General features: G+C 48.5%; 23 protein-coding genes. 2 read left to right on the top strand and 21 right to left on the bottom strand.

Annotated elements, in window-relative coordinates:
• Positions 1–179: 179 nt before the first annotated feature.
• The 18 genes from terL to Q4B82_RS08405 all read right to left on the bottom strand — a co-directional run bounded on the left by terL (position 180) and on the right by Q4B82_RS08405 (position 8,456).
• Entirely contained in the window at positions 180–1,787 is a 1,608-nt protein-coding gene (gene terL / locus Q4B82_RS08490) for a phage terminase large subunit (RefSeq protein ID WP_303066023.1), read from the bottom strand.
• 45 nt (positions 1,788–1,832) lie between these two features.
• Positions 1,833–2,333, bottom strand: a complete 501-nt coding sequence (locus tag Q4B82_RS08485; RefSeq protein ID WP_303066022.1) for a DUF1804 family protein — start codon at positions 2,331–2,333, stop codon at positions 1,833–1,835.
• Position 2,334: 1 nt separating this feature from the next.
• Entirely contained in the window at positions 2,335–2,556 is a 222-nt protein-coding gene (locus Q4B82_RS08480) for a hypothetical protein (RefSeq protein WP_303066021.1), read from the bottom strand.
• Positions 2,553–2,807: a hypothetical protein gene (locus Q4B82_RS08475; RefSeq protein WP_303066020.1), complete on the bottom strand. Its 255-nt coding sequence runs from the start codon at positions 2,805–2,807 to the stop codon at positions 2,553–2,555. The genes Q4B82_RS08480 and Q4B82_RS08475 overlap by 4 nt, the downstream gene beginning before the upstream one ends.
• A 2-nt stretch (positions 2,808–2,809) precedes the next feature.
• Positions 2,810–3,034, bottom strand: a complete 225-nt coding sequence (locus Q4B82_RS08470; RefSeq protein ID WP_303066019.1) for a TraR/DksA family transcriptional regulator — start codon at positions 3,032–3,034, stop codon at positions 2,810–2,812.
• Positions 3,031–3,312 (bottom strand): hypothetical protein, encoded by a 282-nt coding sequence (locus Q4B82_RS08465; protein WP_303066017.1) that lies wholly within the window; start codon positions 3,310–3,312, stop codon positions 3,031–3,033. The genes Q4B82_RS08470 and Q4B82_RS08465 overlap by 4 nt, the downstream gene beginning before the upstream one ends.
• A complete protein-coding gene (locus Q4B82_RS08460; RefSeq protein WP_303066016.1) occupies positions 3,266–3,670 on the bottom strand; it encodes a hypothetical protein in 405 nt (134 codons plus the stop codon). Before Q4B82_RS08460 ends, Q4B82_RS08465 begins: the two co-directional genes overlap by 47 nt.
• Positions 3,651–3,905, bottom strand: a complete 255-nt coding sequence (locus Q4B82_RS08455; protein ID WP_303066015.1) for a hypothetical protein — start codon at positions 3,903–3,905, stop codon at positions 3,651–3,653. The genes Q4B82_RS08460 and Q4B82_RS08455 overlap by 20 nt, the downstream gene beginning before the upstream one ends.
• Positions 3,902–4,060, bottom strand: coding sequence for a hypothetical protein (locus tag Q4B82_RS08450; protein ID WP_303066014.1), 159 nt, complete (start codon positions 4,058–4,060; stop codon positions 3,902–3,904). Before Q4B82_RS08450 ends, Q4B82_RS08455 begins: the two co-directional genes overlap by 4 nt.
• Positions 4,061–4,073: 13 nt before the next feature.
• Positions 4,074–4,598: a TIGR02594 family protein gene (locus tag Q4B82_RS08445; RefSeq protein WP_303066012.1), complete on the bottom strand. Its 525-nt coding sequence runs from the start codon at positions 4,596–4,598 to the stop codon at positions 4,074–4,076.
• Between the two features lie 138 nt (positions 4,599–4,736).
• Positions 4,737–4,970, bottom strand: coding sequence for a hypothetical protein (locus Q4B82_RS08440; RefSeq protein ID WP_303066011.1), 234 nt, complete (start codon positions 4,968–4,970; stop codon positions 4,737–4,739).
• A gap of 42 nt (positions 4,971–5,012) precedes the next feature.
• Complete coding sequence (locus Q4B82_RS08435) at positions 5,013–5,156, bottom strand: hypothetical protein (RefSeq protein WP_303066009.1); 144 nt, start codon at positions 5,154–5,156, stop codon at positions 5,013–5,015.
• A 164-nt stretch (positions 5,157–5,320) separates the two neighbouring features.
• The gene (locus Q4B82_RS08430; protein WP_303066008.1) at positions 5,321–5,509 is read right to left on the bottom strand and encodes a hypothetical protein; all 189 of its coding nucleotides are present in this window, start codon (positions 5,507–5,509) and stop codon (positions 5,321–5,323) included.
• A gap of 3 nt (positions 5,510–5,512) precedes the next feature.
• Positions 5,513–6,082 carry a Rha family transcriptional regulator gene (locus Q4B82_RS08425; protein ID WP_303066007.1) on the bottom strand — a complete coding sequence of 190 codons (570 nt, stop codon included), beginning with the start codon at positions 6,080–6,082 and terminating at the stop codon, positions 5,513–5,515.
• Between the two features lie 155 nt (positions 6,083–6,237).
• A complete protein-coding gene (locus Q4B82_RS08420; RefSeq protein ID WP_303066024.1) occupies positions 6,238–6,444 on the bottom strand; it encodes a hypothetical protein in 207 nt (68 codons plus the stop codon).
• A gap of 455 nt (positions 6,445–6,899) precedes the next feature.
• Positions 6,900–7,079, bottom strand: coding sequence for a hypothetical protein (locus Q4B82_RS08415; protein ID WP_303066006.1), 180 nt, complete (start codon positions 7,077–7,079; stop codon positions 6,900–6,902).
• Between the two features lie 382 nt (positions 7,080–7,461).
• Positions 7,462–7,929, bottom strand: coding sequence for a Mor transcription activator family protein (locus tag Q4B82_RS08410; protein ID WP_303066005.1), 468 nt, complete (start codon positions 7,927–7,929; stop codon positions 7,462–7,464).
• Between the two features lie 89 nt (positions 7,930–8,018).
• On the bottom strand, positions 8,019–8,456 hold the full coding sequence (locus Q4B82_RS08405; RefSeq protein WP_303066004.1) for a gp16 family protein: 438 nt from the start codon (positions 8,454–8,456) through the stop codon (positions 8,019–8,021).
• Positions 8,457–8,904: 448 nt separating this feature from the next.
• On the opposite strand from Q4B82_RS08405, the gene Q4B82_RS08400 reads away from it, so the two are divergent.
• Both Q4B82_RS08400 and Q4B82_RS08395 read left to right on the top strand, forming a co-directional pair.
• A complete protein-coding gene (locus Q4B82_RS08400) occupies positions 8,905–9,537 on the top strand; it encodes a BRO family protein (protein WP_303066003.1) in 633 nt (210 codons plus the stop codon).
• Positions 9,538–9,540: 3 nt separating this feature from the next.
• Positions 9,541–9,711 (top strand): hypothetical protein, encoded by a 171-nt coding sequence (locus Q4B82_RS08395; RefSeq protein WP_303066002.1) that lies wholly within the window; start codon positions 9,541–9,543, stop codon positions 9,709–9,711.
• Positions 9,712–9,784: 73 nt separating this feature from the next.
• Here the strand turns inward: Q4B82_RS08395 and Q4B82_RS08390 are convergent, their stop codons facing one another.
• From Q4B82_RS08390 to Q4B82_RS08380, 3 genes are all read right to left on the bottom strand, one after another.
• Complete coding sequence (locus Q4B82_RS08390) at positions 9,785–10,306, bottom strand: host-nuclease inhibitor Gam family protein (protein WP_303066001.1); 522 nt, start codon at positions 10,304–10,306, stop codon at positions 9,785–9,787.
• 77 nt (positions 10,307–10,383) lie between these two features.
• A complete protein-coding gene (locus tag Q4B82_RS08385) occupies positions 10,384–10,779 on the bottom strand; it encodes a hypothetical protein (protein ID WP_303066000.1) in 396 nt (131 codons plus the stop codon).
• Entirely contained in the window at positions 10,776–11,273 is a 498-nt protein-coding gene (locus Q4B82_RS08380) for a hypothetical protein (RefSeq protein ID WP_303065999.1), read from the bottom strand. The genes Q4B82_RS08385 and Q4B82_RS08380 overlap by 4 nt, the downstream gene beginning before the upstream one ends.
• Positions 11,274–11,308 lie beyond the last annotated feature (35 nt).

Genomic DNA, 11,308 nt, shown 5'->3' with positions numbered 1-11,308 from the left:
GGGCTTGTTGGCGCGAAATCCCCAAACGCGACAGCATTTTGTCTGCGCCTTCGCCGCTTTGCATGATGTCGTTGAGCGTGCGTTCGGTGTCGGCAATCAGGGTTTGTGCTTTAATGTTGATTTTGTCTTTTTTGGATTTAAAAAACATGGTGTTATCCTTTCAGGCTGCCTGAAAAGGTTTAGCCGTAACTGGGCATGGGCAAGTTAATCACTCGCGCTTTGCTGATACTTTGTCCGCTTTGGCACAACATCCACAACATATGCAGCGCATCGGGTCCGTCATCGTGGTCGGCATGGGGAAAATGGCGCAGTTGCTCAATCAATTCGCGCTGTTCCGCGCGGAATTTGATTAAGCCGTTGGCGATGTGGGGCTGTAAACTCTCAATCCGTAAGGCTTTATCGGTATTCGGTTTCACACCACGCGCAGGCACGGTGCAACCGCGTTGTGCCGAGCGTTTGACCAGTTCATCTTTGAAAAATGCCTGAAATTGCACGGTTTCCACCGCCCACACTTGGCAATGGTAGATTTTGTGCAAGGCAATGGTTTCTTCAATGATTTTGTCGGGTACGCGCCGTGCGATTTTTGCCACTTCCACAAACAGCGTGCCCGTGCTTTTTTGGTATGCGCCAATCAAAATCGCTGACGGGTCGCGCCCTGCACCAGCTTTGCCAAGACTGGGGTCAATCGCGCCATAAAACACCACATCAGACGGCAAACTGCTGAAATAGCAAGAATCCATCAAATCGGCAAAGGGGCTGTCATCGCTGCTGGCTGGGTCGTTTTGGTATTCGCACGCAAAGGAATGTGAGCCAATATCCGCTCGGATAATCATCAAATCCAAAATGCCACGCGCTGCCCACGAAGTTTCTGCGCCATGTTCCATTTCGGCTTGATTTTGTTCATAAAACGACATGGCGGCATCTTCGCCATCATTGCGCCAAATGGTCTCCCACTCCTGCCACAAATCCATGCGGTCAGGGAAACGCTTGATGGCGCGAAACACGCGACTGTGCCAAAATTTGTTTTTCAAAACACGGCTTAACACGCTGTCATAATGCAAAATCGTGCCAATGTAGAGAATGTCCATTTTCTTGCCGACACCGCCCAATGGCTTAATCGCTTTTTCCAGCCAACGCTGTAATTTCAAGCGTTGCACGGGGTTTTCCACCTGTTCGTCATTCTCAATATCGTCCAAGACGACCAAATCAGGGCGGTAGGGTCCATGACGCATACCGCGTAATTTTTTGCCCGAACCTGCCACCGTAACCTTAATGCCGTTTTTCGTAACGATTTGTCCAGCTTGCCACACACGCCCTTGTCCACAAGCCTGTGAAAAATCGGTTTGCAAACGTGGATTGCTTTCCAATTCCGCCTTAATCGTTTCCAACATTGGGTAGGCTTGGTCTATGGAATCCATGACAATCAAGGCAAAATGGGTTTTGTTCACGCAAATGCGCCAAAGCGTGTGCAACTGCGTGGCAATCGTGGATTTGGCTTCGCCACGCGGTGCAGCAATGGCTTCGGAACGGCTTTTGGGGTGCTCGGCAATTTCAGGCAGCCTTTTGAACAAATGTTCATGCAATTCCGAGCGCGTTTTATGCGTCATGTAATGCGGAAAATAGGTCTCACAAAAAAATTGAAACCCTGTTACAGGGTCATGCACTTTTGCTAAACGCGCCTGAATATCAGCAGGTTTGCTGGAAAAGCCGTCCACTTCGGCTTCAATGAATTGGCGAAATTCGGCAGCATATTCCGCCAATTCGCGCAAAAATTCTTTTTTATTGATTTTGGTGGAATTTTGTGGGGAAAAAAGCGGTTTCATAACCTTGCCTTATGAAAATTTTTCTTGAATTTTTGCACCAAGCTGTTCCACAATTTCAATGAAATCAGGTGCAAGATGCGGTTTGTGTTCACGCACTTCATCGCCAACCATTTTTAGCGTTTCCAATGCAATGGCGAGCGCGTTCACGCTGGGCATGAGTTTTGCGCCCATTGCGGTGGTTTTGCTTAATGTGTCGCCCATGCTGGTTAAAATTTTAGCTTTTTCAAACACATCGAAATCTTCTGTTTCGTCCAGTTCCACCAGCGTGTTTTCCAACACATCAATCAAACGCAAATACAAGGCTTGGACTTTTTCCTGTTCGCCACCATTGGCACGAAAACGCGCGGTGCGCTCGGTGTCCCAGTCATCGCCTTTGGCTTTGGCTTGGCTTTTCCAACTGCGAGCGGTCGGCAAAGGGACTTGGGCAATTTCGGCAGCGCGTTCCAACGTGTGATTGTTCAACACATACAGGGCGCGGATTTCTTCACGTTTTTCAAGTGGGTGCGCCATGCTACACCCCCAGTTTTGCCCGAATATACATCACAGTTGCGCTAACCAAACCGCCAGCGATGCCACCTGCCACCGCACCATGTGTGCGGGCGGTTTTTTGGCAGTCCTTGTGGATTTGAGCGATTTCCGCCTGCATTTGGCTTTGATTGGCCAGCGTCTGGTCGGCTTTGTCTTCAATACGTGCCAAAGCCGCCAAAATCGGGTCTTGTTCCAATTGATTCATTTGTCTGCCTTTCTTTCAGCCAGTTTGTCCAGCTTGTCTTCAATTCGGTCAAGTTGGCGGTTGATGGTTTCGCGTTCGGCGCGGGCTTCGGCTTTGGTGGCGTAGGCCAGTTTGACATCATGCAGTTCGCGGCGCAGCTCGGCACGGTCTTTGTCTGCTTCCTTCAATCGCCCGGCAATGCCGTTTACCCAAAACCAACCCGCTGCGGTGGCAATGCCCCACAGGGTTTTAAAGGCAAATTCAAAGTCCATGTTTAAAGTCCTTGTAAAGCCTTGCGTTTTTCGGCATCTTCTTGGCATAACACACACAATTTGCAGCCTGCAACCGCTTTTTGCCGTGCTTGGGGTATCGGCTCGCCGCAGTCCATACAATGGCTGTATGAATAGCGTGTCTTGTCTTCAGGTAGCCTGTGTGCCGACAAGGCTTGGGCGGTAAAACGTTCGGTCGCTTCGCTTGCTTGGTCAATCAAATCGCTCATGGCGCATCTTCCGTGAATGAGGGCTTCAGGTAGCCTGCCCCCTCTACTTTTGGGAGCAAGTCGTCCTGCCGATACCACGCTTGCCAGCCTGAAACCTGATTGGCGAGCTTTTGGCAATACGCGCCAAAATGGGCTGCGTGGTGCAATAAACTTTCGGGCGAACCGTTTTCGGGCGGTGCGGGGCGTTCATGCTCAATCAGCAATTCGGTGGCAACAGGTTTTTCAGGTAGCCTAATCGCTGTAGCCGAGTGCTTGTCGGTAGAGGCGCAAGCTGTCATCGCCCAAACCATTGAAAGTAATGCCGTTTGAATTGTCTTTTTGAATGACATGGGAAATTTCCTTATTGATTTGTGCGGTTTGTGCGTCCAGTTTTTGTTGTGCCTGTGCCAGTTGCACACCTTGTTTTTGGGCAAAGTCTTGCCACTTTTGCACGTCATTTAAGGCTGCCTGAAGGCTTTGTGTGTGTTGCCTTTCGCGTTCGGCGGCTTCGTTGGCATACTGGGTCTTCAGGTAGCCTGTTTCCGCTTGATAACGGTAGGCAGCCACACGGTAGCCGCTCGTCCAAACCGCGCCCGAAAATGCCAAAAAGCCCACAAAATACGCGGCATAACGGTATTTACTCAAAATCGGCAACATTTTGATTGTCCTTGTCTTTCTGAATTTGCGCGGTTTGCGGAATGGCAGCAATCGCACGTTTGACCAGCGCGTAACCGCCGACCATGCCACCGTATGCCCACCAGAGCCATTCTGGGGCATGGTCGGTTTGCATGAATTTAACCGTCATGCAGGCAGCGGCGATGTTTGCCCAGAGTTTGGTGTGCGAAATTTGCCCTGTGGCAGGATTGGCAATTAAACCTTTGATAAACTTCATGATGATGTCCCATTGGCATAATCCAGCATCTTTAAATAATTGTCGCGTTCGCGCCGTGCGTGTTCGGCGGCAACGGCATCGCCCATTGCCAAAGCCAACTGCATTTCGCACGCCCATTCGTCTGCCAAACGGCGGTAAAAATCGGTTTGGTGCATCTTCAGGTAGCCTTTACTGTTCGTTTTGCGACAATGCGCCCACATTTTTCAATACAGGCAGCTTAAAGCGTTCATCACGCGGCAGGGCAGGTTTACCATCTGCCAACGATGGCCAAATAAAACCTGCCACCCGATTGCGTGCAAACGGCGCAATGGACACGCGATTGCCTTGATTGCCACCCAAAATCAATAAATTGCCTTTCTCATCTTGCCCCACCACAAAGCCGACATGACCGCCACCTTGTCGCTCAAACACCGCAATGCAGCCATAGGTAGGTCTGCTCAACCGCGTGCCTGTGTTCAACCAATCACGCGCCCGATACCAGTGTTTGGGCAAAGCCCGACCGCCAACGCGGCAACAATGGGCGGTAAACGTGCCGCACCACGGGGTTTCATCGTCCGTCCACCACGCTTTGAGGGCAATGAGCCAATTGCGGATGGTCGGGTTGTGTTCTTTGCCCGCAATTTCGGTTAAACCGATGTGTTTGCGGGCTTCGATGAGCCATAAAGGGTCGGGTAGTGGTTTGGTTTTGCTCATGATTTTGCCTTGATGGTTTTTTTGATAAGACCATTTTGCCCGAGTCGGGACGGTACAGCGTCTTGCCCTGCTTCAGCACAAAAAACAGCCTGAACGCGAGAAACGTTCAGGCTGTGGGTAGATTGGACTGGTTGGGCATCAATCCTCGTTCTGTTGCATCTCGATTTGCGATAAACAGGCTTGGCATTGATGGATGTTGTGTTGCAGCAGGCGTACCAATTCGTGCGCCAACCATGGCGGCAGCGGTCGTTCGCCTTTGAGCCATTGGCGGATGCGACGTGAGTCAATATTCAGGCTGCGTGCCAAATTGCTCTGCCATTGTTCGCCGTAAAGTGCTTGGCCAGCTTGGATAAGTTGGTCGGTGGTCATCATAATAGGTATGAGATAAAGCCCCTTTACGGGGCGTGGGTTATTTCAACAAGGCGGTTGCCAAGGATGCCATTGCGCCTCTTTGTGCAGTTTCATGGTTTCTGCACGCAGTTTCTCGGCTTCCATTTTGATTCGCTCTAATTCAGCCATTTTCAGTTCTCTTTCAAGGATTTTGGGGGATAAATTCATGATTTCACTCCGAGTGATAACAGGTGGCACGATTGCCTTCCGTGTTTTGTATTGCGCCTAAAACTAGGTACATTGTCAAGGATTTTTTGCATTTTTGTCAAAAAACAGCCTGAACGCGGGAAACGAAACAAAACCCCGAAAGCGTGGACTTTCGGGGTGGGCATTTAGCCGTTTAAACTGTTTTCCATCAATCGGGCGTAATCGGCCAATACCAAGATTAAACAGCCCAATTCCTCCACATCGTGTTTGTCGGCCAGTTTTCGGTCAAGCAACAAATTCCCCAAACAACTCAAAGCATTGTGGAAACAGTCATGGCTTTTTGGGCTCATCATGCTTGCTCGCAATTCGGTCATGGCTCAACCCTCCAATGCCAAAGATTGTTGGGCTGTATGGGCGATGGCATGGTTGCGTTGGTATTTGGGGTTGGGCTGATAATCCACAAAACCCAAAGATGCCAGTTTTTTCAGGCGGTCGCGCACCGTTTGTCCCGATACACCCAGCAGTTTGCCGATTTCCACATGGTTTAAATCCAGCTTTACATAACGCAACAGCTTATCGGCTTCGGGATTGCTGGCAAGGTAGGCAGCTTGCAGCTGCTGCAACTGTGCATGATTGTGCCACAGGCTGTATTCCATTTGGTTGAAGGCGTTGATGTAGCGTTCTTTCCAATAGGCTGCCGATGCGCCTGTGAAACCCATGCACAGAAAGACAAAACCGTCGCGGGTGATTTCGTACATGGGTAAAGCTTTGTTTTGTGCGGTCAAATAAGTGGTGAGCGTAAAATTGCGCTCTCCAAATTCTTGTGAGCATTCAATATTTTGGATTGAACGTAAAACTTCTTTGTGCTTTTTGCCAAAGTTTTGGGCTACATCCAAAGAAGTTGTTACCAAGCGATTATTTGAATAATGTACAAGTTGAGCATTCATGATAGAATGTCCTTTCATTTCAAGGTTGAGATGACACGAAAAAGAACGTTGGCGCGTTGCTTTTTCACATTCCCCGCCAAGTTACAGCTTGGCGGGGTTTTACTTGATTTCTCAAGTTGGATACAGTTTAATCTAGTACCCCCTAGATAGTCAAGCTATTTTTTAAATTTTTCTCTTAATTGGTCTTTAACCCATTGAGAAAAATCAATACTTTTTGCAATTTCGAGTAAATCAGCTTCTTTTTCTACATTAAACGAGACTTTTTTAAAAACCCGCTTTTCTTCATATTTCCGCTGATACTCTGCTTGCTTTTTGGCTTTTTCATCAACCATAGGCAATACTCCTTGATTTTCCGCACTCAATTTTGTAAGATTAGGGAACTGGAGCGGTTGCAGCCGCCCCAGTCTTACGATTCTTAATAAGCGTTATCGCTTATTACCAACAGAATCAGTAAGAAGATGATTTGAAGAGTGCGCTTCATTTCATTCTCCCTAGTTAAGCCCCGCTTCGGTGGGGCTTTTCCCGTATCAGCCCTATTGCTGATGAGTTGAATTATATCTAGTACCCCCTAGATTGTCAAGCATTCCCCAAAAAACCACGCAAAAAACAGCCTGAAAGCAAGGTGTTACCCCTGCTTTCAGGCTGCTTTGGGGTTAGTGGTTTGATTTAATCCGTTTGTATTCATTAATTTCATGCAAAATGGCAGTGTTCGTAGCACTGCTTTCCACCTGTTCCCCCGATGTTCCAGCATCGGGAGAATTTTCATTACTGTTTCAACAGTAGGTATACTGCTATCGTATTACGAAACAAAAAGCAACTATTTTTTTTGCATTTTTTCCTTGATTGTCTCTTTTACCCAATTTGAGAAATCTGCTGCTTCGGTTTGAACAAACTCAACAAGCTCTTTCTCTTTTTCCAGATTGAAAGAAACATGCTTTACAAGCCTTTTTTGCTCATATCGCTTTTTTGCTTCAAGGATTTTTTCTTTATCAACCATAGGCATACTCCTTGATTTTTAAAACGGTTGGCGGTATAGTGTTGAAAAGTTTGGAGGAAGGAGCGGCGTTTCCGCCACCCCTTGGTTAGACTACGTTACCATGCTTTGTCAGAGAACAGTAACATAATCAGTAACAGGATTAAGAACCTAATCATTTTCATCACCTCCTTTCTTTTTTGAAACCCGCTGCCTCCAACGGCGGGTTTCTGATTTCCTAATCCATGAAATGGATTATATCGTAACACGATAACCAAGTCAAGTATTTTCCCCCAAAAAAACCACGCAAAAAAGCCGTCTGAATATTTCAGACGGCTTGGTTTATGGATTTCAATGCTTTATCCAGTTATTAAATAATCCTGAATAACTGAATTTGTGTTTTGTTTTAAAACAGCGCCTGCTGCTGCGAGGCTTCTGGCGTTTTGTCGGTTTGGGCGGTAATTTCCCATACCCAGCGTTCAGTCAGATTGTGCGCCAAAGCCAGATTGCGTACGGCCAATTGGGCACTCATGTGTCCGTTGGCGGTGAGTTCGTCGAATTGGCGGCGGATTAGGCGGTTTCGCATTTCAAGCACCGCATCTTGGCATTTGGGTATCCAAATTTTGCGTTCGGTTTCGTAGGCGCGGCTGATTTTGTCGGCAATGGGTTCTCCGACAATTTCGGCAAGCGAGGCAAACAGGCGTTTGCCCGCAGCGGTTTGGTTTTTGCCTATCGGAAAATGGGTGCCACCAAGCTGACGCACCAGCGCGAAAGCGGCTTCAGTCCCCGCAACGGCAATCAATGACAGAAAAGAAGGCGGCAGAAGGTGTTGCAGTTCTTGAAAATCGGCATCGGTAAAGTATTGGGCTTTCATGGTCGGCTTTCTTCTGTGTGAAGTTGTGGTATAATTTTGTTTCATTTGATATTTTTTCACGCCGCCGACCCTGTGTTTGGCGGATTTTTTTATGCTTGTTTGGCGGCATTGGCCTGTTGTTTAAGATGATGAATGTTGAGCGCAGCCACCAATTTGTGCAATTGTCGTGCGTCCAGTTGATTGACCTTGTCTTTTTGGAACATTTGACGTGCCATGCCATCGGCATATGCCCATGATTTTTCGGTTTGGCGCAATAACACGCTCAATTTGGCCATTAAATCGGACACATCGGTAAAATGAAGTGGTTTGCGACCGATGGATTGGGTGGTGGGTTTAAAGCCCAAGCGTTGCATTTCCGCCATGACACGCTGCAATTGCAATAAATCACAATTTTTGCACGAGTTTTGTCCTGTGATGCGCTGCAAAATCGCGCGGTAGCTGTCATCGTCCAGCGCAAGCTGCGTTTGGGCAACATGGATTTTGGCGATTAAGCCTTGCCGTCTTTGTTCATAAGTCATTCTTGCCATGATGTTTTTCCTTTCTTTTGTTTCAAATCACAAACTGAAACGGGCTTGAAATGGGGTTTTAAACCCGTTTGGATTTGGGATTTTTCAGGCTACCTGAAGCCTTCAGGCAGCCTGTTGGCATTGTCTGGCAGATGTCGGGCATCAATGCCCGACCTACACGGACAATTGAAATGACAAAACATTTGCAAAATTTGTGTAAACGGATTAAGATAAATACATGGGTCTCAAAAGCCCTTTCCTATACGGCACCACAGCCGTGAATGTGGATTTTTTGTGTCTGTCTGAAACGTTTTGGGGCAGCACGGAAAAGGCAAACTTTTTTCAATGGTCGGGGGTGCAGCTAATACAACACCTTCGGGAAATACGCTCGCCGCTTATAGGACGGTTTTGAGCCCCTGACCGCCCCGCTCAAAACGGGGTTCCTCTTTTCACAAAAGGAAATCCTATTATGTCTTCTATTTCTACTTTTAACCCTCATCAAATCTCTGTGATTGACCACAACGGCAGCAAATGGTTGACAGCCGAACAATTGGGCTTGGCGTTGGGTTTTTCTGCTAAACGTGCCCGAGATGGTGTAAACAATCTCTACAACCGTCATATTGAAGAATTTTCAGACGATGATTCAACTACCATTAAATTGATGGCGATTGACGGAAAATTAAGAGAAACAAGAATTTTCAGTCATTCAGGCTGTAATTTGGTGAGCTTCTTCGCCAATACACCTAATGCCAAAGCCTTTCGTGCATGGGCAAAAGAGAAGTTGGTTGAGCATATCGCTTCAGGCTACCTGCAGCCCAACGAGCTGATTGAAGAGTTGCAAGACGAATACTGTCGCGCCCGACCTGATATGCTCAAATTATTGGTTTATTACAATAAAGGGCTGACGCATCAGGAAATGGGCAAACTGTTGGATTTGTCGCCCGACAGCATCCGCTACCGCCTCAAAACCTTGTCCCGTTTGGGTTTGGTCGATTACGCGCCTGCCGAAAGGTACATTCGCGCAGGCAAACTGGGCAATGCGGCGATGCGCCAGAAACAGGCTTTGCCCGATGTCCAACAATCTTTGGCTTTGGAGGGCTAAACCATGAACCGCGCACCCAAACACTACGAAGCCCTGCACGATGCCCTTCATTTTTTGGGTTATCAATTGGTAGACGGTGGTAAGCTGGACAAAGACCAAACGGGTCAATTGGGCTGTTCGTTGTTGGTGCTGGCTGATTATGCTTATTTGAGCTATTTGGCCAACAACGATTAAAACGGTTTGTTTGTCGATTATCCCGCCCGATGTTGCCGCATCGGGCGGTTTGTTTGGGCTTCAGGTAGCCTGATTACGCCAATTCCTGATTATGCGGTTCAATCACAAAAAACTCTTTGCCTTGCACGATTTTCAGCCCTGCTACAGGGTGGGCAGCAAAAAATTCGGGTTCGTTCAGCACCGCTTCTTTGTTCACTTCTTTTTTCACGCGGATAAAGCGTTCAAAAATCGGGTTGTTTTCCAGCAGCGCGAGTACCGCATCGACACCTGAAACGGTGCATTTGGGCGGATTGTTGCGCCAGCGTATGATGCCTGTGGTCAGATCGGCGAATTTGACTTTGCCGTTGTCGGTCAGCGCATCGCGGTGGGCGGTTGCCCATACCTTTACGGCTTCTTCCAGTTGTTCGATTTCGGCTGTTAGCGGTGCAACTGCTTCACCTGCCTGCTTTTGTAATTCGGCGACTTGGTCGTTTAGGGCTGCCTGAACACGTTCTTTGTCGCGGACTAAATCGCCAATGCGTTTGATGGCTTCAGTGGCTTCATCACGGCTTTGGCAGCCGATGACGGCTTGGGTTTTGGTTTTGCTTTTTGTCATGGTTTTGTCTCCATTTTGGGTTAAAGGATTGTGTCGGGCATGAATGCCCGACCTACGGGGCTTCAGGTAGACTGTGTTTACAGTTGTTTGGCTTGCGCCAATATTTGCAGGATTTGCTTTAATCGCTGTTTGTTTTTGGCGATTTGCTCGGGTGTGAGCGGTGGGTGTTTGGCTTCGATTAGTCCTGCAATTGGTGGGACTTGCCGTGCAGGGATTTGTTCTATCAGTTGCGCTGGGGCGACCCATTTGCTCGATTGCTGTATCACACGGCGGAAGGCTTCAGGCAGCCTGTTACTGTCTAAATCCTGTTGCCAATGGCGCGTGAGCGGTGTTAATGCTTCTTCCCACACGGTGGCCAATGCGGTAATGGTGTCGGCTGGCGGTGCGCCTTGTAGCCTTAAAATCAAGAGTTTTTGCAGTCCTTCAAGCATTTGGTTGTATGCCCAGTCGGGCATTTTCTTGGGGGCATTCATCGGCGTAGTCCTTGTAGTTGCATGGCAGCGGACAGGGTTTGGCTGGCTTCGGCTTGTTTACCATTTATTCCCTCCCCTGCTTGTGGGGGAGGGCTAGGGTGGGGGCTTCGCAAACCTTGCCCTTGCCAACTGGCGATGATTTCGTACAAGTAGCCGTGTGATTTGAGCGGCAGTTTCAGGCTGCCTGAAGACCGTTTGGCGAGCATTTCGCGGAAACCGTACACCCATGCTTCTAACGGTGCTGGATATTCCACACGGTCGCGTGTGATGGCTTGGCGTTGCATATCGGGCAGGATTTCGTTGAGCAGTTTTGCCATTCGGTCAAATGTGAGCGCGGTTTTGCTTGGGCGAAACAGGGCAATGTATTGCACCGCCAACCGCCCGATTTCGCCGCCCAGCTGCGCCACCGCCCACACAGCGACACGCGCTTCATCGTGGGCGAGCAGGGCATCAAGCGAATTTTCTGCACCGCAGCAGGGGCATCGGGTTTTCATGATGCTGTCCTTTTCTTTTCTTGATTTGCACGAAG

Source organism: Alysiella sp. (genome assembly GCF_030525755.1).
Taxonomy (GTDB): Bacteria; Pseudomonadota; Gammaproteobacteria; order Burkholderiales; family Neisseriaceae; genus Simonsiella.
Note: the sequence above shows the minus strand (reverse complement) of the source record. Positions and strands in the feature narration are given on the sequence as shown.